Origin of the sequence: Nocardioides sp., assembly GCF_041393715.1 — a bacterium.
Classification (GTDB): domain Bacteria; phylum Actinomycetota; class Actinomycetes; order Propionibacteriales; family Nocardioidaceae; genus Nocardioides.
On the sequence record NZ_JAWKJQ010000001.1, the window covers coordinates 18,888 to 41,442 of the forward strand.

At 71.8% G+C, this 22,555-nt stretch carries 22 protein-coding genes; 9 read left to right on the plus strand and 13 right to left on the minus strand.

Translation table 11 applies throughout. The features are described from left to right. Positions 1 to 17 precede the first annotated feature (17 nt). Both R2740_RS00115 and R2740_RS00120 read left to right on the plus strand, forming a co-directional pair. Positions 18 to 443: a Fur family transcriptional regulator gene (locus R2740_RS00115; RefSeq protein WP_371300627.1), complete on the plus strand. Its 426-nt coding sequence runs from the start codon at positions 18 to 20 to the stop codon at positions 441 to 443. Beyond that, complete coding sequence (locus tag R2740_RS00120) at positions 440 to 1,372, plus strand: folate-binding protein YgfZ (protein WP_371300628.1); 933 nt, start codon at positions 440 to 442, stop codon at positions 1,370 to 1,372. Before R2740_RS00115 ends, R2740_RS00120 begins: the two co-directional genes overlap by 4 nt. A gap of 251 nt (positions 1,373 to 1,623) precedes the next feature. Here R2740_RS00120 and R2740_RS00125 read toward each other — a convergent pair whose 3' ends face one another. Beyond that, complete coding sequence (locus R2740_RS00125) at positions 1,624 to 2,874, minus strand: sulfate adenylyltransferase subunit 1 (RefSeq protein ID WP_371300629.1); 1,251 nt, start codon at positions 2,872 to 2,874, stop codon at positions 1,624 to 1,626. A gap of 50 nt (positions 2,875 to 2,924) precedes the next feature. Further along, a complete protein-coding gene (cysD, locus tag R2740_RS00130; RefSeq protein WP_371300630.1) occupies positions 2,925 to 3,845 on the minus strand; it encodes a sulfate adenylyltransferase subunit CysD in 921 nt (306 codons plus the stop codon). A 178-nt stretch (positions 3,846 to 4,023) separates the two neighbouring features. Between cysD and R2740_RS00135 the strand changes: the two genes are divergently transcribed. Both R2740_RS00135 and R2740_RS00140 read left to right on the plus strand, forming a co-directional pair. Continuing rightward, the gene (locus R2740_RS00135) at positions 4,024 to 5,121 is read left to right on the plus strand and encodes a mannose-1-phosphate guanylyltransferase (protein WP_371300631.1); all 1,098 of its coding nucleotides are present in this window, start codon (positions 4,024 to 4,026) and stop codon (positions 5,119 to 5,121) included. Further along, on the plus strand, positions 5,118 to 6,482 hold the full coding sequence (locus R2740_RS00140) for a UDP-N-acetyl glucosamine 2-epimerase (protein ID WP_371300632.1): 1,365 nt from the start codon (positions 5,118 to 5,120) through the stop codon (positions 6,480 to 6,482). The genes R2740_RS00135 and R2740_RS00140 overlap by 4 nt, the downstream gene beginning before the upstream one ends. Before the next feature lie 9 nt (positions 6,483 to 6,491). Here the strand turns inward: R2740_RS00140 and R2740_RS00145 are convergent, their stop codons facing one another. Both R2740_RS00145 and cysC read right to left on the minus strand, forming a co-directional pair. Continuing rightward, on the minus strand, positions 6,492 to 7,505 hold the full coding sequence (locus R2740_RS00145; protein ID WP_371300633.1) for a sulfite exporter TauE/SafE family protein: 1,014 nt from the start codon (positions 7,503 to 7,505) through the stop codon (positions 6,492 to 6,494). 71 nt (positions 7,506 to 7,576) lie between these two features. Continuing rightward, positions 7,577 to 8,773 (minus strand): adenylyl-sulfate kinase, encoded by a 1,197-nt coding sequence (gene cysC / locus R2740_RS00150; protein ID WP_371300634.1) that lies wholly within the window; start codon positions 8,771 to 8,773, stop codon positions 7,577 to 7,579. Between the two features lie 50 nt (positions 8,774 to 8,823). On the opposite strand from cysC, the gene R2740_RS00155 reads away from it, so the two are divergent. The 3 genes from R2740_RS00155 to R2740_RS00165 all read left to right on the plus strand — a co-directional run bounded on the left by R2740_RS00155 (position 8,824) and on the right by R2740_RS00165 (position 11,070). Then, positions 8,824 to 9,834 (plus strand): asparaginase, encoded by a 1,011-nt coding sequence (locus tag R2740_RS00155; protein ID WP_371300635.1) that lies wholly within the window; start codon positions 8,824 to 8,826, stop codon positions 9,832 to 9,834. Positions 9,835 to 9,955: 121 nt separating this feature from the next. After that, the gene (locus tag R2740_RS00160) at positions 9,956 to 10,339 is read left to right on the plus strand and encodes a helix-turn-helix domain-containing protein (protein WP_371300637.1); all 384 of its coding nucleotides are present in this window, start codon (positions 9,956 to 9,958) and stop codon (positions 10,337 to 10,339) included. Positions 10,340 to 10,401: 62 nt separating this feature from the next. Next, positions 10,402 to 11,070, plus strand: coding sequence for a hypothetical protein (locus R2740_RS00165; RefSeq protein WP_371300638.1), 669 nt, complete (start codon positions 10,402 to 10,404; stop codon positions 11,068 to 11,070). 103 nt (positions 11,071 to 11,173) lie between these two features. Here R2740_RS00165 and R2740_RS00170 read toward each other — a convergent pair whose 3' ends face one another. Genes R2740_RS00170 through galE form a run of 3 tightly spaced genes read right to left on the minus strand, consistent with a single transcriptional unit; the run spans position 11,174 to position 14,119 of the window. Further along, a complete protein-coding gene (locus R2740_RS00170) occupies positions 11,174 to 12,145 on the minus strand; it encodes a GDP-mannose 4,6-dehydratase (protein ID WP_371300639.1) in 972 nt (323 codons plus the stop codon). Beyond that, complete coding sequence (gene gmd / locus R2740_RS00175) at positions 12,142 to 13,122, minus strand: GDP-mannose 4,6-dehydratase (protein WP_371300640.1); 981 nt, start codon at positions 13,120 to 13,122, stop codon at positions 12,142 to 12,144. Before gmd ends, R2740_RS00170 begins: the two co-directional genes overlap by 4 nt. A gap of 16 nt (positions 13,123 to 13,138) precedes the next feature. Next, positions 13,139 to 14,119 carry a UDP-glucose 4-epimerase GalE gene (gene galE / locus R2740_RS00180; protein WP_371300641.1) on the minus strand — a complete coding sequence of 327 codons (981 nt, stop codon included), beginning with the start codon at positions 14,117 to 14,119 and terminating at the stop codon, positions 13,139 to 13,141. A gap of 66 nt (positions 14,120 to 14,185) precedes the next feature. Between galE and R2740_RS00185 the strand changes: the two genes are divergently transcribed. Then, the gene (locus tag R2740_RS00185; protein WP_371300643.1) at positions 14,186 to 15,013 is read left to right on the plus strand and encodes an N-acetylmuramoyl-L-alanine amidase; all 828 of its coding nucleotides are present in this window, start codon (positions 14,186 to 14,188) and stop codon (positions 15,011 to 15,013) included. Between the two features lie 4 nt (positions 15,014 to 15,017). Here R2740_RS00185 and R2740_RS00190 read toward each other — a convergent pair whose 3' ends face one another. The 5 genes from R2740_RS00190 to R2740_RS00210 all read right to left on the minus strand — a co-directional run bounded on the left by R2740_RS00190 (position 15,018) and on the right by R2740_RS00210 (position 20,840). Continuing rightward, the gene (locus R2740_RS00190) at positions 15,018 to 15,911 is read right to left on the minus strand and encodes a dihydropteroate synthase (protein WP_371300644.1); all 894 of its coding nucleotides are present in this window, start codon (positions 15,909 to 15,911) and stop codon (positions 15,018 to 15,020) included. Positions 15,912 to 15,933: 22 nt separating this feature from the next. After that, on the minus strand, positions 15,934 to 16,677 hold the full coding sequence (locus R2740_RS00195; RefSeq protein WP_371300645.1) for a dihydrofolate reductase family protein: 744 nt from the start codon (positions 16,675 to 16,677) through the stop codon (positions 15,934 to 15,936). A gap of 130 nt (positions 16,678 to 16,807) precedes the next feature. Continuing rightward, entirely contained in the window at positions 16,808 to 17,965 is a 1,158-nt protein-coding gene (gene nagA, locus R2740_RS00200; RefSeq protein ID WP_371300646.1) for an N-acetylglucosamine-6-phosphate deacetylase, read from the minus strand. Continuing rightward, positions 17,965 to 18,750 carry a glucosamine-6-phosphate deaminase gene (gene nagB, locus R2740_RS00205; protein ID WP_371300647.1) on the minus strand — a complete coding sequence of 262 codons (786 nt, stop codon included), beginning with the start codon at positions 18,748 to 18,750 and terminating at the stop codon, positions 17,965 to 17,967. Before nagB ends, nagA begins: the two co-directional genes overlap by 1 nt. Before the next feature lie 17 nt (positions 18,751 to 18,767). Further along, the gene (locus R2740_RS00210; RefSeq protein ID WP_371300648.1) at positions 18,768 to 20,840 is read right to left on the minus strand and encodes a glucose PTS transporter subunit IIA; all 2,073 of its coding nucleotides are present in this window, start codon (positions 20,838 to 20,840) and stop codon (positions 18,768 to 18,770) included. Positions 20,841 to 20,988: 148 nt separating this feature from the next. Between R2740_RS00210 and R2740_RS00215 the strand changes: the two genes are divergently transcribed. Continuing rightward, a complete protein-coding gene (locus R2740_RS00215) occupies positions 20,989 to 21,720 on the plus strand; it encodes a GntR family transcriptional regulator (RefSeq protein WP_371300649.1) in 732 nt (243 codons plus the stop codon). Between the two features lie 63 nt (positions 21,721 to 21,783). Here the strand turns inward: R2740_RS00215 and R2740_RS00220 are convergent, their stop codons facing one another. Next, positions 21,784 to 22,521, minus strand: a complete 738-nt coding sequence (locus R2740_RS00220) for a dienelactone hydrolase family protein (protein WP_371300650.1) — start codon at positions 22,519 to 22,521, stop codon at positions 21,784 to 21,786. Between the last annotated feature and the right edge of the window lie 34 nt (positions 22,522 to 22,555).

The following is a 22,555-nucleotide window of genomic DNA, read 5'->3' on the forward strand; positions in this document are numbered from 1 at the left end:
GCGGGCCGGGGCAGACGATGTCGGACCTGTCGGAGCGGCTGCGCGAGCACGGCCTGCGGCGCACCCCGCAGCGCGAGCTGATCCTGGCCGCCGTCGACCGGCTCGGTCACGCGACCCCCGACGAGGTGCTGGCCGAGGTGCGCACCCGGTCCGAGGCGATCAACATCTCGACGGTCTATCGGACGCTGGAGACGCTCGAGGAGCTCGGCCTGGTCCGCCATGCCCATCTGAGCGACCGCGCGCCGACCTACCACTCCGTCGTCGACCACGAGCACTTCCACCTGGTCTGCCGGAATTGCCACCGCATCGTCTCTGTTGGACCGGATGTCCTGGCCGACGTCCTGGCGCGGCTGCGCGACGAGCACGGGTTCGTCGCCGACGTGGGACACCTGACGATGTTCGGCCGCTGTGTCGAGTGTGCCGAGCCCGAGGAGGAGACGTGACAACCAGCCCGCTGCTGGAGCTGCCCGGCGCCGTCGAGGCCGACGGCGTCGATGCCGGGGTGGCCGCCCACTACGGCTCGTTCCACGGCGAGCAGCGAGCGCTCGAGTCGGGCGCCGGCTTCGTCGACCTGTCCCACCGTGACGTGCTGCGGGTGACCGGACCGGACCGGCTCGGCTGGCTGCACTCGCTGACCACCCAGGCCTTCGAGGGTCTCCAGCCCGGGGTCTGGACGACCGCCCTGGTGCTGTCCCCGCAGGGTCACGTGGAGCATGCGTTCACCGGCGTCGACGACGGCGAGGCGTGCACCGCCCACACCGAGCCGGGCGCCGGGGCGGCGCTGGTGGAGTTCCTCGACCGGATGCGGTTCATGATGCGGGTCGAGGTCTCGCTGGTCGACGACCTCGCTGTCGTCGGCCTGCCCGGGGGCGGGTTCGAGCTCGTCGACCGCGCCGCGCTGCCGGCGTACGCCGAGGCGCACGGGCCGGCCGCCGGCATCTGGGCCGAGGAGGCCCTGCGGATCGCGCGCGGCGAGCCGCGCCTCGGTCTCGACACCGACCACCGCACCATTCCCAACGAGGTCGGCTGGCTCGGCTCCGCGGTCCACCTCGACAAGGGCTGCTATCGCGGCCAGGAGACCGTGGCCCGGGTGCACAACCTCGGCCGCCCGCCCCGGCGGCTGACGCTGCTCCACCTCGACGGCACCGAGAACGCCCTGCCCGCGGTCGGCGCCGACGTGCTCGCCGGCGACCGGGTCGTCGGCCGCGTCGGCTCCTCGGCGCGCCACCACGAGCTCGGGCCGATCGCGCTGGCGCTGCTCAAGCGCAACACCCCCGTCGACGCGCCGCTCGTCGTCGACGGGATCGCCGCCGGCCAGGAGGTCGTGGTCGACCCAGAGGTCGGACTGCACGTGCGCGCCACGTTGCGCTGAGCGTTCACTGCCCGTTCACCGCCCCTGCGCTGCGCTGCGACGGAGGCGCTGCGGGGACGTCATGCGAACCGCCCGCCGGGACGCGCACCACGGATGACGTCGTTTGGCAGCGTCATCCGAACCGGTCGCCGGGGCAGCCGGAACGTATGACGTCTCCGGACCCGCCGCGGAGCGCACCGCGGTGGCCGAGCCGTAGCACCCCCGCGCCGACTCGTCCCAGGGAGGAACGCCCTCGCGCGGAGGTGCCGAGCTCAGGCGCCGGTGTTGATCATCCCGGCGCCGACGGTGACACCGGTGGCCTCGTCGATCAGGATGAACGACCCGGTGGTGCGGTTCTTGGAGTAGGGGTCGCACAGCAGCGGCACGGTGGTGCGCAGCTGGATGCGGCCGATCTCGTTGAGACCGAGCTCCTTGGTGTCCTGGTCGCGGTGCAGCGTGTTGACGTCGAGGCGGTACTGGATGTCCTTGACCAGCGCCCGGCCGGTGCGGGTGGTGTGCTTGATCGCGAGCTTCTGGCGCGGACGCAGCGGCTCGTTGGTCATCCAGCAGATCATCGCGTCGATGTCCTGGCTGGGCTTGGGCGCGTTGTTGACGCGGGCGATCATGTCGCCGCGCGACACGTCGACGTCGTCGGCGAGCCGCACCGTGACCGACATCGGCGGGAAGGCCTCGTCGATCTCGGTGTCGAACATGTCGATCGCCTCGACGGTGGAGGTCATGCCGGAGGGCAGGACGACGACCTCGTCGCCCTTCTTGATCACCCCGCCGGCGACCTGGCCGGCGTACCCGCGGTAGTCGTGGAACTCGTCGGACTTCGGCCGGACCACGAACTGCACCGGGAAGCGGACGTCGACCAGGTCGCGGTCGGAGGCGACGTGGACGTGCTCGAGGTGGTGCATCAGCGTCGGGCCGTGGTACCACGGCATCTTGTCGCTGCGCTCGACGACGTTGTCGCCCTGGAGCGCCGAGATCGGGATGACCTCGAGGTCGGGGATGTTGAGCTTGGTCGCGAACTGCGTGAACTCGTTGTGGATCTTCTCGTAGATCTCCTCGGAGAAGTCGACGAGGTCCATCTTGTTGACGGCCAGCACCAGGTGCGGGACCCGCAGCAGCGAGAGGAGTACGGCGTGGCGCCGGGACTGCTCGGTCAGCCCCTGTCGCGCGTCGACCAGCACCAGGCCCAGGTCGGCGGTCGAGGCGCCGGTGACCATGTTGCGGGTGTACTGCACGTGGCCCGGCGTGTCGGCGATGATGAACTTGCGCGTGGGCGTGGCGAAGTAGCGGTAGGCGACATCGATGGTGATGCCCTGCTCGCGCTCCGAGCGGAGCCCGTCGGTGAGCAGCGCCAGGTCGGTGTAGTCGTAGCCCTTGGAGTGGCTGGTGGCCTCGACGGCCTCCAGCTGGTCCTCGAAGATCGACTTGGAGTCGAGCAGCAGGCGGCCGATCAGCGTGGACTTGCCGTCGTCGACGGAGCCGGCGGTGGCGAAGCGGAGCAGGTCCATGGGGGCCCGTCCGGTGTGTGCCTCGGCAACGGGTGACATCTCGGGAGACATCAGAAGTAGCCCTCCTTCTTGCGGTCCTCCATGGCGGCCTCGGAGAACCGGTCGTCACCGCGGGTCGCGCCGCGCTCGGTCACCCGGGCGATCGCGATCTCGTCGATGATGGCGTCGATGGTGTCGGCGGTGGACTCGACGCAACCGGTCAGGGTGCGGTCGCCGACGGTGCGGAAACGGACGGTGCGGGTCTCGACCTGCTCGGAGCCCCGCGGCTGGATCTCCTCGCCGACCGACAGCAGCATCCCGTCGCGGGAGATGACCTCGCGCTGGTGGGCGAAGTAGATCGAGGGGATCTCGATGCCCTCGTGGCCGATGTAGTGCCAGATGTCGAGCTCGGTCCAGTTGGACAGCGGGAAGATCCGCATGTGCTCGCCGGAGTGCAGGCGGCCGTTGTAGAGGGCCCACAGCTCGGGACGCTGGTTCTTCGGGTCCCACTGGCCGAAGTCGTCGCGGTGGGAGTAGACGCGCTCCTTGGCGCGGGCCTTCTCCTCGTCGCGCCGCCCGCCACCGAACGCGGCGGTGAAGCCGTTGGACTCGATCGCCTCGAGCAGGGTGCCGGTCTGCATCCGGTTGCGCGAGGTCTTGCCGTCGTCGACGACCACGCCGTTGGCGATCGCCTCCTCGACGCTGGCGACCACCAGGCGGGCGCCCAGGCGGCTCACCCAGGAGTCGCGGGTGTCGAGCACCTCGGGGAAGTCCAGGCCGGTGTCGACCTGCAGCAGCGGGAACGGCAGCTTGGCGGGATAGAAGGCCTTCTCCGCCAGCCGGAGCATGACGATGGAGTCCTTGCCGCCCGAGAACATCAGGACCGGCTTCTCGAACTCGGCCGCGACCTCGCGGAAGATGTGGATGGACTCCGCCTCCAGCTGGTCGAGCTGGCTCAGCTGGTAGTCGGCGTGGGTGGGTGGCGCGCTCATGCGGATGGTCAGGCCTCTCGTCGTGACAGCGCTGCCATCGTATCGGCGGGGTAGCCCTCTGCCAGAATCGCGCCCACGGTGGTCTGGTTCTCACACAGCTACTCCTCAGTAGCCGTCGCCTATGCTGGGCGCCGCGCGAGGCCGGAGTGAGCCTCGAAGGACAGGGATGGATCGAGCTGTGACCGCTGGCGACCCGCACCCGCACCAGTACGCCGTCGTGGTGGCCGGCGGCTCCGGGACCCGGCTCTGGCCGGTGAGCCGGCAGTCCCTGCCGAAGCAGATGCAGGCGCTGATGTCGGAGAAGAGCCTGATCGCCGAGACCGTCGACCGGCTCGAGGGTGTGGTCCCGGCCGAGCGGATCTTCGTGTCCACGACCGCCAACTACCTCGAGCCGATCCGGTCGCTGCTGCCCGCCATCCCGCGCGAGAACTACATCGTCGAGCCCGAGAGCCGCGGGCCGACCGTGGCCTTCGCCCTGCTGGCCAGCGAGATCGTGGCCCGCGACCCCGACGCCGTGGTGTTCAGCCTCGCCTCCGACCACGCCGTGACCGAGGTCGACAAGTTCCGCCAGGCGGTGCTGACCTCTCTCGACTATGTCGAGCGCCATCCCGAGGAGATCGTGGTGGTCGGGATCACCCCGACCCGTGCCGACACCGGGCTCGGCTACCTCCGGGTCCGGGAGCCGGTCCAGGACGACCCGTTGGTCTATCGCGCCGGCAAGTACGTCGAGAAGCCGTCGCTGGAGGTGGCCCGCGACTACGTGCAGTCCGGGCAGTCGTTCTGGAACGCCGCCTACTACTGCTTCCGGGCGCAGACGCTGCTGGACGCCTACGCCGACGCCAACCCGCTGCTGGTCGAGCGGACGGCCGACTTCCTCAAGACCGGCGACCTGGCGACCTACCGGGAGATCCCCGGCGAGTTCCACGAGATCGACATCATCGACAGCGCCACCTATCCGCTGGCCGTGGTGCCCGGCGACTTCCGCTGGAGCGACATCGGCAACTGGTCCTCGCTGCACCGCGCGCTCGCCGAGGTCTCCGGCTCCGACGTGGTGACCTCGGGCGACAACCAGTACGTCGACGTCGACAGCCACAACGTGTTCGTGCGCAGCACCGACGGTCGTCAGGTCGTGGTGATGGGGATGCAGGACGTCGGCATCATCTGCACCGACGACGCGATCGTGGTGGTCGGGCTCAAGGAGCTCGAGTCGTCACCCGGGAGGATGAGGGCCCTGCTCGACCGGCTCCGCGAGAGCGGCAAGGGCGACCTGCTGTGACCCCGACAGCCACGGGCTCGGCGGTGCCCGAGCGGTGGACGCCCGGCGTGCTCGAGGCGCTGTCGGGCAACGACGGGCGGCTCGTCCACGTCATCCTGATCGCCACCAAGCCCGACATCATCAAGCAGGCGCCGCTGCATCCCGAGCTGGTCGGCCGGGGCGAGCTGGTGGTGGTCTGCCACACCGGCCAGCACTACGACGACAACTACAGCGGCGGCATGCTCGAGGAGTTCGGGCTGCCCGTCGACGTCCACCTGGGGATCGACGGCACCCTGTCGGGCAAGGTGGCGCAGATGGTCGACCGGTTCGGCCGGGTGATCGACACGCTGCGTGGCCTGGGGCTGACGCCGCTGCCCTACATCCACGGCGACACGCTCACGTCCATGGCGATCGGGGTCGCGTCCTATCTCAACGCCGTGGCCTGTGTGCACGTCGAGGCCGGCATCCGCACCATCACGCCCCGTGCGGAGGTGCTCGAGGGGTGGCTCGCTGCGTTCCGGAGCGGCGCGTTCGACTGGTCGTCGTACGCCGCCGCGCACCGCGACCCGGACACCTACGAGCGCGGCAGCCGCGAGCCCTTCCCCGAGCAGTTCAACACCCGGGTGTCCGACGCGGGGTCCGGTTTCCACGCCGCGCCCGTGGAGCTCGACCGCGGGTTCCTGCTCGACGAGGGCTTCCCGGCGGACACCGTCGAGGTCACCGGCAACACCGTCGTCGACGCCACCCGGGCCGCCGACGCCGACGCCGACGCGGTGACCATCTTCGAGACCTACCCCCAGCTGCGCGGGGGCCGGTTCGTGCGGATCTGCATCCATCGTCGCGAGAACACCGAGGATGCGACTCGCTTCGGCGTCCTGTTCGACGCGATGGAGTCACTGGTGCGCGCGGGCCGTGAGGTCCTGTTCATCCGGCTGTTCGGCACCGACGCCGCGCTGGAGCGCTTCGGCCTGACGGCGCGGCTGGCCGCGCTGGAGGCGGAGTTCCCGGAGACCTTCATCTCCTCGCCCGTCTGGAAGAACTACCGCGACGTGGTGGCCGCGATGCGCGAGTGCGCGGTGGTCGCCACCGACTCCGGCTCGATGCAGGAGGAGATGAACATCCTCGGCATCCCCTGCGTCACCCTGCGCTTCGGCAGCGACCGCGGCGAGACGCTGCTCGCCGGGGGCAACGTGCTCGCCCCGCCGGTCGATGCTGCCTTCGTGGCCCGGGTGATCGAGCTGGCGATGGAGCATCCCGAGCTCGGTGAGGTGCCGCCGCTCTACGGCGAGCACGTCTCACGACGGATCGTCGACGGGGTGCTCGCCCGTGCCGTGCCCGGGGCCGGGCTCTTCCGTGCCGAGGAGGCCCGGCTGTCGCTCTAGCGGCTGGGCTCAGTGAGGCTCGTCGACCTTCTTCATGCCCACGATGCCGGGCCGGTAGGTCGGGTCCTCGAGCTGTGCGACGGTCGGGGCGCCGAACATCGGCAGCCCGTGGAGTCGCTTCAGCACGCCCCAGATCAGCGGCACCAGCACCACCATCGCGAGGCCGACGCCGGCCACCAGCATCGGGTGGGTCTCGTCCTCGCCGGCGCCGAGCGGGGCCCAGCCGGCCTTGTCGAGGAGCGCGACCCCGCTCATCGTCAGCACCACGACGATGCCGCGGCGGATGACCGACTGCGGCACCCGCGGCGCGATCCGGCTGCCGAGGATGCTGCCCGGCACCGAGCCGATCAGCAGGGGGATCAGCACCGCGAAGTCGAGCCCGTGCAGCACGATGTTGGAGATCGCCGCGGCGAGCACCAGAGGGACCGCCTGGACCAGGTCGGTGCCGACCAGCCGGACCGCGGAGAGGCCGGGGTAGAGCATCAGCAGGGCGATCATGATGACCGAGCCCGAGCCGACGCTGGTGATGCCGACCAGCAGCCCGCCGAGCGCGCCCACCAGCAGGGTCGGGAGGGGGCGGACGGCCGGGTCGGAGTCACCGAGGTGGCCGCCGCCCCGCAGGCTGCGCAGGTTGAGGTAGAGCCGGGCGGCGTACGTCGCCGCGGCGAGCAGCAGCGCGAAGCCGATCGACAGCTTGAGCACCTTGTCGAGCTCACCGGGTGGAGCCAGCCAGGCGATCAGGTAGGGCCCGAGCAGGGCCATCGGGATCGACCCGATCATCAGCCACTTCGCGAGCTGGAGATGGGGGGAGCCCTCGCGCTGGTGCACGATCGCCCCGCCGGTCTTGTAGACCGCGGCGGCGGTGAGGTCGGCGGTCACCACCGTGGCGGCGTCGCCGACGCCGAGGAAGATCAGGGCCGGGGTCATCAGGGCACCCCCGCCCATGCCGGTGAGGCCGACGACGACACCGACGACGAAGCCCGCCGTGACGATGGCGAGGAAGCCGGTGGAGAGCTCGGGCATGAGGGAACCCCCGTGGTCGGTGGAGCTGACCGCCTTACTCTACTAAATTACGTGACTTTGTCGATTCTGGCTCACGGGAGGTCCAGATAGCCCGCCTGGCGGAGCCCCTCGAGCACCTCGCCGAGGGCGTCGTCGATGCTCCGCCCGGTGGTGTCCACGCGAACGGCCGCATCGTCGGGCTCCTCGTAGGGGGAGGAGATGCCGGTGAACTCGGGGATCTCGCCGCGCCGCGCCTTGGCGTAGAGCCCCTTGCGGTCGCGGCGCTCGCACTCCTCCAGGGGGGTGGCGACGTGGACCAGGAAGAACGCGCCACCCGCCGCGTCGACCATCTGGCGCACCTGCTGGCGCGTCTCGTCGAACGGGGCGATCGGGCTGCACACGGCGACGCCGCCGTGCCGGGAGATCTCCGCGGCGACCCAGCCGATCCTGCGGATGTTGGTCTCCCGGTCGGCCTTGGAGAAGGTCAGCCCGGCGGACAGGTGACGGCGGACGACGTCGCCGTCGAGGCTGGTGACCGTGCGGCCGCCGCGCTCCAGCAGGCGGTCCATGAACGCCTGCGCCAGCGTCGACTTGCCCGACCCCGACAGGCCGGTGAAGAAGACCACCAGCCCCTGGCGCTCGGGCGGGGGGCGGTCGAAGTCGACCACGGCCGCGACCTCGTCGGGCAGCTCTCCGCCCTCGACCAGGCCGGCGACGGGGTCGCCGTCGGCGTAGTTCTCGACCACCTGGACCCCGAGGTGATGGTCGAGGTCGGCGTCGCCACGAGAGGCGAGCGGCACCGCGACCACGGCGGCGTCGTCGAGCAGGTCGGCGGCGGTCAGCGTCGCCCGCAGCGTGCCGACGGTCGACAGCGCCGGCGTGCCCGTTCCGACGAGTGCCAGCAGCACGACCGGACCGACCTCACGCAGGTGGTCGAGCTGGCGGTCGGTGAGCGGCTCGGCGACCGGCACCCAGGTCCGGCCGGCGTACTGCTCCTGGGCCTGCGCGGGGCTCAGGTAGAGCCGCCGGAACGGGCCGTGCTGCGCGTGGGTCAGCGCCCGCACGCGGCCGTCGAGGTCGACGACCGCGAGCGGCAGCCCCTCGGGGTCGACCAGCTCGACCTCGCCGGACTCATGGGCCGCGTCGACCGCCGCGGCGGGCAGCTCGAGGGTGACCGGGCTGCCCGGCTCGTTGAAGCCGGTGATCGGCTGCAGCGCGCCGCTGGTGAGCAGCTCGAGATCGTCGAGCTCGCGGGGGGTCGGGTGGTACTGCGGCGTCGGTGTCGGCACGCGCTCATCCTGCCACCGCGACTTGCCGGCGCCGTCAGTAGTCTGCGCGCATGGCCACCCCTCCCGGACCGCAGCCGCCGGAACCGCAGCCGGTGGTCGCCGAGATCGTCCGGTCTGGCTTCGTCGAGGGCCACCACTACGGCTCGGTCGTGGCTCTCGAGGCGACGGGGGAGATGGCCTGGCGTCTCGGTGACGTACGCCGGCCGGTGTTGCCGCGTTCGAGCCTGAAGCCGTTGCAGGCGCTCGGCATGGTGCGCTGCGGCCTGGAGCTGCCGGCCGAGCTGCTGGCGCTGGCCTGCTCCTCCCACGCCGGGGAGGGGTTCCACCTCGACGGCGTGCGCGAGATCCTCGCCGGCGCGGGGCTCGACGAGTCCGCACTGCAGACGCCCCCCGACCTGCCGCTCGAGCAGTCGGTGCGCGAGGCCTACCTGCGTGCCGGCGGCGAGCGTTCCTCGTTGGTGATGAACTGCTCGGGCAAGCATGCGGCGATGCTCGCCACCTGCGTGCTCCGCCAGTGGCCGACCGACGACTACCTGCGCCCCGACCACCCGCTGCAGCAGGCGCTGGCCTCGACCGTCGCCGAGCTCACGGGCGAGCCGCCCGAGCTGGCGGTGGACGGGTGCGGGGCGCCCGCCCTGTCGACCAGCCTGACGGGCCTCGCGCGTGCCTTCGGCCTGCTCGCCCGGGGGGTGCGGACCAACGGGGCCGCCGACCCGGGTGCCGCCGCGGTCGCGGACGCGATCCGCGAGCACCCGGCCCACGTCTCCGGCACCGGGCGCGACGAGCTCCGGTTGCTCCGCGCGGTGCCGGGGCTGATCGCCAAGCTGGGTGCCGAGGCGTGCTATGTCGCCGCGCTGCCCGACGGGCGCTCCTGGGCGCTCAAGATCGACGACGGCGGGGACCGGGCCCGGGTGGTCGCGATGGCGGCCGTCCTGCTGCGCGACGGGGTCGGGGATCTCCCCGGGGTCGACGCGGCCTCCCTCGAGCGACTGGCCGTCGCCGAGCTGCGCGGTGGTGGACGGGTGGTCGGCGACGTGCGCGCGGTGCTGCCTGCCGGCTAGCCGACGAGATGCGTGGCAACCGTCACTTTCGGCAGCCAGGCAAGGAGTTCCGTCATCGCGTGTGAGTCGTCTCACCGCGCCCGGGTTTGATTTGCTAACTCTGGCAAGCAAGAATGGGGGCATGGCCAGGACCAAGGTCGGGAAGCGCGTCGAGGATCTCGGCGACTACCTGAAGGAGCAGCGCCTCGGGGCGAAGCTCACGCTGCGACAGCTCGCCGAGCAGGCGGGCGTGTCGAACCCCTACCTGAGCCAGATCGAGCGCGGCCTGCGCAAGCCCTCCGCCGAGGTGCTCCAGCAGATCGCGAAGGCGCTACGGATCTCCGCCGAGCAGCTCTACGTGCGGGCCGGCATCGTCGGCCTCGACGAGAGCGGGTCGGTGGAGCTGGCGATCCTCGCGGACACCGGTCTCACCGAGCGCCAGAAGCAGTCCCTGCTCGACGTCTACTCCTCGTTCCTCGCGACGAACGCGATCGACGAGGCAGGCGAGCAGACCGAGAACGACTGACCCCAGACCTCCCGTGGCCGCCTCGGCCCGCGAGAACCCCAGAAAGAAGAAGGAGCACCACGATGCCCCAGACCACCCTCCCGGCCAACGTCCAGGAGACGCTGACCAAGCAGTTCTACGCGGGTGTCGGCATGACCGACCTGGCCGTCGAGGCCGTCCGCGACTACGTCACCGACATGCAGAAGCGCGTCGCCGACGTGCAGGACTCCCTGGCCAAGTCGTTCGCCGACTTCGAGCCCGAGGCCGCCCGCAAGCAGGCCGTCGTGGCCGTCAACGCCCGCTTCGAGGCGCTGAGCAAGGACGCCAAGGCCCGTCGTACCCTCGTCGAGTCCCGCATCACCGAGCTCCAGAAGGACGCCGTCGAGCTCCCCGCCCGCGTGCAGGCGCTGGTCGCCGAGCTGGTCAACGACAATGTCGAGACCGCCGGTGACACCTACGGCGACCTGGTCGCCCGCGGCGAGAAGCTGGTCGCCCGGATCCGCAACCAGCAGGCGACCAAGGACCTGGTCTCCGAGGCCAAGGTGACCGTGGCGAAGGCCAAGACCACCAAGACCCAGGCCGAGAAGGCCGCGTCGTCGGCGAAGTCCTCCGCCAAGGCCACCGCCACCCGCGCCAAGAAGAAGGCCGCCCCGGCCAAGAGCAGCGCGAAGGCCACCGCCACCGCCGCCAAGAAGACCGCGTCGCGTGCCGCCAAGGCCGTTGCCGACGCCGCCGAGAAGGTCGGCGACTGACCACCCCCGCCTCGCCCAGCGCGAGGTGACCACGTCACGGCCCCGGGACCACCACGGTCCCGGGGCCGTGGTGCTGTCTCCTGCCAACGATCGGGGAGGACGGTCAGGAGAGGGCGGCGAGGTCGGCGTCGACCATCCGGTGCACCAGCTCGGGGAAGCCGACCGTGGGCGCCCAGCCGAGCAGGTCGCGGGCGCGGGAGGCGTCGCCGCAGGAGTCGACGGGGTCCACCGGACGGGCCAGTGACGGGTCGACCGTGACCAGCGGCGCCCAGTCGCCGATCCCGGCCCGGGCGAAGGCGGCCGCGACGAACTCGCGCACCGAGTGGGAGCGACCGGTCGCCACGACGTAGTCGGCGGGCGAGTCCGCGTGGGCGGCGCGCAGCATCGCGTCGACGTAGTCGGGTGCCCAGCCCCAGTCGCGGCGGGCGTCGAGGGTCCCCAGCACCAACCGGTCTGCGCGCCCGGCCGCGATCGCCGCCACCCCTTGGCTGATCTTGCGCGTCACGAACGACGGGGGCCGCCGCGGCGACTCGTGGTTGTAGAGGATCATCGAGCTCGCGTGCAGGCCCTCGGCGCGAGCCCGCCCGACGGCCAGGTGGGCGTGCGCCTTGGCCCGGCCGTACGGCGACACCGGGCGCAGCGGGGTCGACTCGTCCTGCGGACAGCGGTCGGGCCGGCCGAAGATCTCGGCGCTCGACGCCTGGACGAAGCGCGGCGACCCCGGGAGCGCCGCGACGCTCGACACCAGCGCCTCGGCGGCCGCGGCGTTGACCGCCCAGGTCGGCTCCGGCTCCGCCCACGAGCGGGCCACCGAGCTCTGCCCGGCGAGGTTGACCACCAGGTCGGGCGCGAGGTCGCGCACCAGCCGGTCGGTGGTCGCGTGCTCGGTCAGGTCGCCCGCGTGGAGCACCACCGCGCTCGGACACCAGGGCGGCGCCGGCTCCCCGGGCGGCTGCAGCCCGTGCACCTCGACCCCCGCCGCGACCAGCCGCTCCGCGAGGTAGCCGCCGTCCTGACCGCCGACGCCCGTCACCAGCGCCCGGGTCGGGCGCCAGGTGGCGGCGGACGGACTCACCAGCCGGCCTCGAGCGCCGCGATGTCGGCGTCGACCATCATCGCCACCAGCTCGTGGAACCCGACCCGCGGCTTCCAGCCCAGCACCTCGCGCGCCTTGCTCGCGTCGCCGACCAAGCGGTCGACCTCCGCCGGCCGCAGGAACCGCGGGTCCTGCCGGACGAAGCCCTCCCAGTCGGTGATCCCGACGTGCCCGAACGCGGCCGCCACGAAGTCTCGCACCGAGTGGGCCTCGCCGGTCGCGATCACGTAGTCGTCGGGCTCGTCCTGCTGCAGCATCAGCCACATCGCCTCGACGTAGTCACCGGCGAACCCCCAGTCGCGGCGGGCGTCGAGGTTGCCCAGCACCAGCTCGTCGGCGCGGCCGAGATGAATCGCCGCCACCGCCTGGCTGATCTTGCGGGTCACGAACTCCGGCCCGCGCCGCGGGGACTCGTGGTTGAACAGGATGCCGGAGGAGGCGTGCATGCCGTAGGACTCGCGGTAGTTGATCGTCATGTGGTGGCCGAACACCTTGGAGACGCCGTACGGCGACCGCGGCCACAGCAGCGTCCGCTCGTGCTGCGGCGACTCCTCGACCTTGCCGAACATCTCCGAGCTCGACGCCTGGTAGAACCGCACCCGACCCGGGTCCTCGGCGCAGTGCAGCCGCACCGCCTCCAGCATCGTCAGCGCGCCCTTGGCCGTGACGTCACTGGTGTGCGCGGCGTTCTCCCAGGAGTAGGCCACGAACGACACGGCCCCCAGGTTGTAGACCTCGTCGGGGTCGCTGTCGCGCAGCGCCCGGATCAGGCTGCTCATGTCGGTGAGGTCGCCGGCATGCAGGGTGACCGCCGGCAGCAGCGTCTCGACGAGATCGCGCTTGGGGTTGTTCTGGCCGCGGATGACGCCGTGGACGTCGTAGCCCTTCTCGAGCAGGAGCTCGGCGAGGTAGAGCCCGTCCTGGCCGGTGATGCCGGTGATCAGGGCGGTCGGCATGGCGGCGAGGTGTCGCTCAGGCGGTGGGGTAGGAGTCGCCGACCCGCTGGCGGGCGGCCCAGGCCGAGGACACCATGTCACGCAGGTCGTGGCGCATCGCCCAGCCGAGGTCGCGCGCAGCCAGCTCGCCGGTCGCGACGATCCGGGCCGGGTCGCCGGGGCGGCGCGGCCCGATCTCGGGCTGGAAGTCGATGCCGGTCACCTCGCGGATGGTGTCCATGATCTCCTTGTTGGAGGAGCCCGCGCCGCTGCCGAGGTTGTAGACCGGCTCGACCGGCTCGCCCCGCAGCATCCGCTCGGCGGCGGCGACGTGGGCGGCCGCGAGGTCGGAGACGTGGATGTAGTCGCGGATGCAGGTGCCGTCGGGGGTGGGGTAGTCGTCGCCGTTGATCCGGGGCGTGCCGCCGCGGTAGAGCGTGTCGAGCACGATCGGGAACAGGTTGTGCGGGCTGGCGTCGTAGACGTCCTCGTAGCCGCTGCCGACCACGTTGAAGTAGCGCAGTGAGGTGTGGGTCAGGCCGTGGGCCTTGGCGACGTCGCGCAGCAGCCACTCGCCGATCAGCTTGCTCTCACCGTACGGCGACTCCGGCCGGGTCGCCGTCTCCTCGGTCACCACGTCGGTGTCGGGGGTGCCGAAGGTGGCGGCACTGGAGGAGAAGACGAGCTTGTCGACCCCGCAGTTGAGCATCGCGCGGAGCAGCACGACCGTGCCGGTGACGTTCTGGTCATAGGTGTGCAGCGGTCGGCTCACCGAGACGCCGGCGTACTTGAAGCCGGCCACGTGGATCACACCGACCACGCCGTGCCCGCGCAGCGTCTCCTCGACGGCGAGCGGGTCGAGCAGCGTCGCCCGGACCAGGGGGACGTCGTCGGGCATGAAGCCGGAGAAGCCGCTGGACAGGTCGTCGAGCACGACGGCGCTCATGCCCGCGTCACGGAGGCTGCGCACGACGTGCGCTCCGATGTAGCCCGCCCCGCCCGTCACCAACCAGGTCATCCGTGTGCTCCTTCGCCGTTGAAGAACCTCACCGTACGGGATCGGCCGACCGGTACGCTCGGGCAGGTGCGCCCACCCCGCGTCGCTCTCGCAGTGACCCTCGCCGCCGTCGTGGTGGCGGGGCTGCAGACGGTGCCCGCGCTGGCCCACGCGCCGACCGCGACCCCGTCGGGACCGCCATCCGTGCCGCCCGCGGCCGCCCGGTCCGCGGCCGCGGTCGAGTCGAAGGCGCCCCTCGCCGGGAAGTACGTCGTCATCGACCCGGGACACCAGCTCGGCAACCACAACTTCCCGAAGAAGATCAACAAGCTGGTGCCCGCCGGCGGCTTCAAGAAGCCCTGCAACACCACGGGAACGGCCACCAACGGCGGGTTCGCCGAGGCGACCTTCAACTTCCGGGTCGCGGTGCTGCTCAAGAAGCGGCTCGAGGCCGCGGGCGCCACGGTGCGGATGACGCGCACGGCCAACAGCCAGAAGCTGTGGGGCCCCTGCGTGGACACGCGCGGGCGGGCGGGCAACCGGCACCCGGCCGACCTGAAGATCTCGATCCACGGCGACGGTGCCTACGGCGCCGGTCCTGGCTTCCACGTGATCGCGCCCACCGACCGCAAGAAGTGGACCCACGACATCTTCAAGCCGTCTCGGCGGCTGGCCAAGACGGTGCGGGCGTCCTTCGTGGCCGCCGGGTTGCCGAAGGCGGGCTACATCGCCGGCGGTGACGGGCTCGACTTCCGCGGCGACCTGGCGACGCTCAACCTCTCGGACGTCCCGGCGGTGATGGTCGAGTGCGGCAACATGCGCAACGCCAAGGACGCCCGCCGGATGACCACGCGCAAGGGCCGGGTGAAGTACGCCGGCGCGCTGGCCAAGGCCGTCAAGGGCTATCTCGGCTGACGGCTCAGAGCCGTTGCATCGCGGTCAGTGCCGCGCGCACCGTCGGCACCTCGTGGGTGCGGAACATGCCGGTGCCCGCGAGCCGCGCGAGGACCGCGAAGAACGGCTCGGCGGAGCGGTACTCCTCCTGGAACAGGTCGAACGCGTGCGGCAGTGCGTGGCAGACGGGCAGTCCCAGGGCGCGCAGCTCGAAGGTCCGCAGCAGCACCCGCGTCTGGTAGTCGATGCGGGTCTGCGGGTCCGTGAGGTTGCCGTAGTAGAGGCCGAGCCCGGGGTCGATCACCAGCCGGCCCTCGCCGACGCCCGCCGCCCGGGCAGCGGTCGCGCGGGTCCGGAAGTGCTCGAGGTAGCCCGGCATCGGGTCCTCGTCGCGAGGCACGTCACCCACGTCGCGGGCGTCGTCGCCGGGGACCCAGCAGACCACGACCGTGGCGTCGTACTCCGCGGCGCAGGCGAAGATCTGGTCGTCGGCCGCCTGGCCGGTGTAGTTGAGGACCCGCGCGCCGGCCTTCAGGCAGGCGACGGCCAGGTCGGCGTCGTAGGTCTCGGCGGAGACGACGACGCCCTCAGCCGCGAGCCGCTCCACCACCGGCACCATGAGCTCTGCCTGCCGCTGGGCGCTGACCCGGGTGGCCGGTCCGTTGGTGGACTCCGCTCCGAGGTCGACCAGGTCGGCACCCTGCGCACCGAGCAGCAGCCCCCGGCGGACGGCGGAGTCGGTGGAGGTCGCGATGCTGTCGCGGTAGGTCGAGTCGCGCGAGAGGTTGACGGTGCCCATCACCACGGGGTGCGTGTCGGAGTCGACCTCGCGGTCGCCCAGCAGGATCGGCGCGACCGGCGCGTCGAGCGCGTCACGGCGCTCCTCGGCCAGCCCGAGCAGCCGGGACAGCGTGATCATGCGGCGACCCTACTGAGGGCCGTCAACGACGGCGGCCCTGGCGGACATAGCGGGCGAACAGGAACGACTGGTGCTCGAGCAGCTGGGCCAGGTCGAAGGGGCGCGGCTCGGAGGAGTCGTCGCCGGCCGGAACCAGCGCCGGTTGGTACGGCGCCAGGGTGAGGCAGACCTCGTCGACGGCGTCCTCCCGGGCGAAGTCGCCGAGCAGCCCGGGCCCGCCCTCGCACACGACGCGGCGCAGCCCCCGGTCGTGGAGGGCGGCCAGGAGGGCCGTTGCGGTCACCGTCTCGTCGTCGAGCTGGAGGACCGTGGCGTGGTCGCGGGCGCGGGAGAGAGCGTCGGGCGAGGCGTCGGCGCCGGTGACGACGATCGGTGTCAGGGCGGAGTCGGAGAAGACCCGCTCCTGCCAGGGCAGGTCGAGGCTGCCGCTGACGACGACGAGCTGAGGGGCGTCGTGCTGACCACGGCTGCGCCGCTCCTCGACGGCGTCGTCGCGAGCCCGCATCGGGCCGTAGCGCTCGACGCGCAGTGTCTGCGCGCCGATGACCACGGCGTCGGCCAGCCGGCGTACCTCCGCGAGGACGTCGCGGTCGAGGTCGGACGAGACCGAGCGGCTGCGGCCGTCGGGCCCGGCGACGCCGCCGTCCAGCGTGCGCAGCATGGTCACCCGCGTCCAGGGCGTCTCGTCGGGCCACGCGTAGGCCCCCTCGGGCAGGGCCGCTCCCTCGGTGTCCGGTGCTCCCGGCAGGCCGAGCAGGATCCGCATGGCGGCGAGCGTAGCGGGGGTGGGTTTGCTCCTCCGAGGAGCGAGATCGCGAATTTCACGGCCGAGAACAACGATCCGGCTCCTCGGAGGCGCACATCCCCGGCTCCCAGGAAGGCCCCAGAGGTCTCGGTCAGCCCGCCTCGGCGGAGGTGGGGGCGACCACCCAGCTGCCCTTCCGCATGACTCGCACGACCCGCCACGAAGGGTCCAGCACGACCAGGTCGGCCACGGCCCCCGGGGCGAGGTCGGCTCGGGGCAGCCCGAGGGCCCGCGCGGGGCCGACCGAGGTCTGCTGGACCGCGGCGCGGAGCGCCGCGTCCCGTTCGAGGCCGCCGTGGGACAGCACGAACCGGAAGAGCTGGTCCATCGTGGCGGTGCTGCCGGCGATCGTGTCCGTGCCGGCCAACCGGGCGACGCCGTCCACGACCTCGACGGCGAGCGAGCCGAGCCGGTAGTCGCCGTCGGCCATGCCCGCCGCCGCCATCGCGTCGGTGACCAGCGAGATCCGCTCGGGGCCGGCGGCCGCCAGGACCTGACGGTAGAGCGCCGGGTGCAGGTGGGTGCCGTCGGTGATCATCTCGAGCGTGACCCGCTCGTCCTCCATCAGGGCGACGACCGGGCCCGGCTCCCGATGGTGCACCGGGCGCATCGCGTTGAACAGGTGCGTCGCCACCCGGGCGCCGGCCTCGATGGCGGCGCGTGCGTCGTCGTAGGTCCCGTCGGTGTGGCCGACGGCGGCCACCGCCCCGGCGTCGACGACCCGCCGGATCGCCTCGAGCGCTCCGGGGAGCTCCGGGGCGATCGTCACCATCCGGATCGTGCCGCCGCCGAGGCGCAGCACCGCATCCACCTCGGCGAGGTCCGGCGCGCGGAGCGCGGACGGCTCGTGGGCGCCGCGACGCTCGGGAGCGAGCCACGGTCCTTCGAGGTGGATGCCGGCCAGCAGCCCGTCGCGCACCTGGTCCGCGAGCGCCTCGACCTGCCGGCGCAGCGTCTCGGGCGGAGCCGAGACCAGCGAGGCCACCTGGGTGGTGGTCCCGTGGGCCAGGTGCAGCGCCGCGGCCGCCCGGGTCGCCTCCGCGGTGCCGTCGGAGAACGTCGCCCCGCCACCGCCGTGGACATGGGTGTCCACGAAGCCGGGGACGACGGTGCTCCCTTCCAGGTCCACGTCGGCTGGCCGCGGTGGCTCGCCGCCGCCCACCGCCACGATGCGGTCGGCGTCGGTCTCCACCCAGCCCGGGCGCAACACGTCCCGGTCGGTGACCACTTCCTGGGCGCGGACCAGCATCACAGCCCCTGCCACGACGGCTTGGCGAGGTAGGTCTCGCGGTAGTAGCCGGCCAGCTGCAGTCGGCTGGCCGCGGCCTCGTCGACCAGCACGCTGACGTGTGGATGGTGCTGCAGCACCGAGGCCGGCCACATCGCGCTGACCGCCCCCTCGGCCAGCTGGTGCACCGCCTGCGCCTTCCCCTGGCCGGTGGCGACCAGCACCACGTGTCGGGCCGACATGATCGTGGCCAGCCCCTGGGTGAGGCAGTGCGTGGGCACCGCCTCGAGGTCGTCGCCGAAGAACCGCGCGTTGTCGAGGCGGGTCTGCCGAGTGAGCGTTTTGATCCGGGTCCGCGAGGCCAACGAGGAGCCCGGCTCGTTGAAGCCGATGTGGCCGTCGGTGCCGATCCCGAGGATCTGCAGGTCCACCCCGCCGGCGTCCGCGATCGCCTGCTCGTACGCCGCGCAGGCGGCCGGCACGTCCGCCGCCAGCCCGTCGGGTCCGGCCACTCGGGACGGGTCGAGGTCGACCCGTCCCGTGAGCTCGCGCTCGATGACGTGGAGGTAGCGCTCGGGATGGTCGGCCGCGAGGCCGACGTACTCGTCGAGGGTGAAGGCCCGCGCTCCCGCGAAGCTCACCTGGCCCGCGTCGTGCCGGCGCACGAGCTCGTCGTACGTCGGCAGCGGCGAGGACCCGGTGGCCAGTCCGAGCACGGCGTCCGGCTTGCGGTCGAGCAGGGCGCAGATCTGGTCGGCGGCCAGCCGGCCGATGGCCTCGGCGTCCGGGAGGATCACGATCTCCATGAGGGCTCCTTCCGGGCTCAGCGCTCGAAGGACAGCAGGCCGTCGAGCGCCGCCACCTGGGCGGACGCCGCCGCCACCACCGACACCTGGTCCGCCTGGGAGTCCATCACGACCACCGGCACGATCGGGTTGCGACCCGTCGACTCGATGTCGGGTACGTCGGCGGTCACGATCCGCTGGCCCACCTCGACCCGGTCGCCCTCGGTCACGTGGGTCTCGAACCCGCGCCCCTCGAGCTGCACCGTGTCGAGCCCGAGGTGCACCAGCACTCCGACGTTGTCGTCGGTGAGGACGACGTAGGCGTGCGGCCAGAGCTTCACCAGCTTCCCGCTGACCGGGGCCACCGCGTCGACGCGCTCGCGCGGGGGGTCGATGGCCACGCCGTGACCGACCAGACCGTCGGCGAAGGTGGCGTCGGGCACGTCGCCGAGGGGGACGACCCGACCCGGGACCGGGGCCAGCACCGAGACGCTGACCGAGATCGCGACCGGGGCCGTCTCGGCCGCCGCCGGTGCGGGGTCCGCCACCGCGGTGGCCACCGGCGCGGCAGCGGCCAGGGCCGCGTTGATGTCCTCCTTCAGCGCGTCGGCCTGAGTGCCGAAGATCGCCTGCACGTTGTTGCCGACCTCGATCACGCCGGCCGCACCCAGGGCCTTCAACCGAGCCTTGTCGACGAGTGCCTTGTCGGCCACCTCGATCCGCAGCCGGGTGATGCACGCGTCGACGTGCTCGAGGTTGGCGCGACCTCCGAAGGCGGTGATCAGCTGCTCGGCGCGGGCGGACGCACCCGTGGCGACCGAGCCGGACCCGTCGTCGGTCAGGTTGGCGGCCTGCTCGGCCTCGAACTCGTCCTCGGGCTCGCGTCCGGGGGTGCGCATGTTCCAGCGCTCGATCGCGAACCGGAACATGAAGTAGTAGAGGAAGAAGAAGAACACTCCCATCGCCAGCAGGATCGGGATGTTCTTGGCCGCGGGCGCGGTGCCGTAGAGCAGCAGGTCGATCAGGCCGGCGGAGAACGAGAACCCGAGGTGCACGTCCAGGGCGTAGGCGATCGCCAGGGAGAGTCCGGTGAGCAGCGCGTGGATCACGTAGAGCGGGAACGCCACGAACATGAACGCGAACTCCAGCGGCTCGGTGACGCCGGTGAGGAAGGCGGTGAGCGCCGCCGCGGAGAGGATGCCGACCGCGACCTTCTTCTGGCTCGGCTTGGCCGACCGGATCATCGCCAGCGCCGCGCCGGGCAGGCCGAACATCAGGATCGGGTAGAAGCCGGCGGTCAGCCGCCCGGCCTCGGGGTCGCCGGCGGCGAAGCGGGTGAGCTCGCCGGACACCGGACCGTCGGGGCCGACGTAGTCGCCGTAGATGAACCAGACGTAGGTGTTGACGATGTGGTGCAGGCCCAGCGGGATCAGCATCCGGTTGACGAAGCCGTAGAGGAACGCGCCGAAGACGCCGGCGCCACCGATGAACTCACCGACCGAGGTCAGGCCCGAGTTGAAGATCGGGTAGAACCAGCTCATCCCGAAGGCCAGCACCAGGCTGGTGACGGACACGACGATCGGGACGAACCGGCGGCCGCCGAAGAAGCCGAGGTACGACGGCAGCTGGATGTTGTGGTAGCGGTCGAACAGCCAGGCGGTCACCAGCCCGACGACGATGCCGGCGAAGACGCTGTAGTTGATCGTCGCCTGGTTGCCGGCGGCGTCGGTGACGCCGTCCAGGACCACCGGCGACATGGACGTGAAGACCGCCGACATGACGAGGTAGCCCGCCACGGCCGAGAGCGCGGTCGAGCCGTCCGCCTTGCGGGCGAACCCGATGGCCACACCGACCGCGAACAGCAGCGGCAGGTTGGCGAAGATCGCGCCACCCGCGGCGCTCATCGCCTCGAAGAACGGCCCGATGACCGCGGTGTCGATCTTGCCCAGCAGGTCTGGCTGCCCGAGGCGCAGCAGGATGCCGGCGGCCGGGAGCAGGGCGATGGGCAGCATCAGGCTCTTGCCGAGTCGTTGCAGCTGGGCGAACCCGGGGATGCGCAGCCCCGAGCGGCCGGCGCTCGTGGTGCTCTCCGTGGCTGAGGTGGTGCTCATGGTTCCTCCTTGCCGTCCTGGGGTGACGGCGGTGGGGCGGGAGTGCCGAGAATTGGTCTATACCTTTGGTATATTGGCATAGACCAATCTGAGGCGCAAGGGGCGCGGGGAAATTGGTCTATGCCAATGCGGTAGGCTGGGTCGCGCCATGAAGGTGCCCAAGTACTTCCACGTGAAGACCCAGATCCTCGCGCTGATCGCGGACCTGGCTCCCGGCGACGCCGTACCGACCGAACGCGACCTCGCCGAGCGGCTGGACACGTCGCGGACGACGGTGCGGCGCGCCATCGCCGAGCTGGTCGCCGACGGTCGGGTGGTGCACACGCAGGGGAGCGGCACCTTCGTCGCGCAGCCGAAGCTGATGCAGGTGCGGCAGCTGACGTCGTTCTCGCAGGACCTCACCAGCGAGGGCTGGCGCCCCGGCAGCGTCCTGCTCGACATCGCCGAGTTGCCGGCTGCGGGCGAGGTGGCCGCGCGACTGGGGCTCGGGGCGGGGGAGACCGTCCACCGCGTGGAGAGGATCCGCACCGCCGCCGACGAGCCGATCGCCCACGAGATCGCGCACGTGCCCGGCCCGCTCGCCGGGTTCGCCGACCAGCTCGCCACCCGCGGGTCCCTCTATGCGACGCTCCGCGAGGCCTACGGCGTCGAGCTCGACATCGTCGAGGACACCGTCGAGACCGCGCTCGCCGACCCGCAGCAGGCGTCGATGCTGGGCTGTGACATCGGGCTGCCGATGCTGCTGGTGCACCGGACCGGGTGGGACGTGGCCGGGCGGCCCGTGGAGTTCACGCGATCCGTCTTCCGCGGTGACCGGTTCCGGTTCGTGGCGCGGCAGCAGGTCGCCGGGTTTCGCGCCTCCGAGGAGCCAGATCGCTGATTTCAGCCGCGAAATCTGCGATCTCGCTCCTCGGAGGAGCAAACCCCGTAACGCCAGGCAGGGCTAGAGCGTGTCGTCGAGCAGCTCGCGCAGGGCCTCGAAGTGGCGCTCGGTGGCGGCCGGGTCGAAGACCGCCGTGTCGGCCATGGTGTAGCCGTGGCGAGCGCCGGCGTAGACCTCGTTGACGGCGTCGAGCCCGGCGGCGTCGAGGGCGTCGTGGAGACGCGCGACCGCCTCGGCGTCCATGGAGGCATCGTGGTCGGCATGCCCGAAGACGAACCGGGCACGAGCCGCGCCCAGCCCGAGGTGCGGGCTGTCGGGAGCGTCGGTGGCCAGCCCTCCGCCGTGAAAGCCGGCACACGCCGCCACCAGGTCCGGGTGCGCGCACGCGGCGCGGATCGCCAGCCGGGCGCCCATGCAGTAGCCCACCACGCCGACCGGAGCGGTGACGTCGGCCCTCGAGGTGAGCGCTGAGAGGTACGCCGCGATGTCGGGCAGCGCCAGGTCGGGCGTCAGCCGACCCACGCGCGGCATCGCCTCGGCGAAGAACGACGCCCGCTTCTCGTCGGTGTCGAGGGGCCCGTCGGCGCTGGTCTCGGCGGCCGTCCCCTCGCGGTGGAACACGTGTGGTGCCAGCACGACGTAGCCCCAGGACGCGATCCGGTCGGCCATCTCGAAGATCCGCGGACGCAGCCCGATCGCATCCATGAACAGCAGCACGCCCGGGTGACTGCCGCCGTCCCCCGGGACGGCCAACCACGCCTCCGCGCTCCCGTCGGGCGTCGGGACCTCGAGCCGCATGGCGCCAGCGTACGCTCGACCACCCACCCAGCCA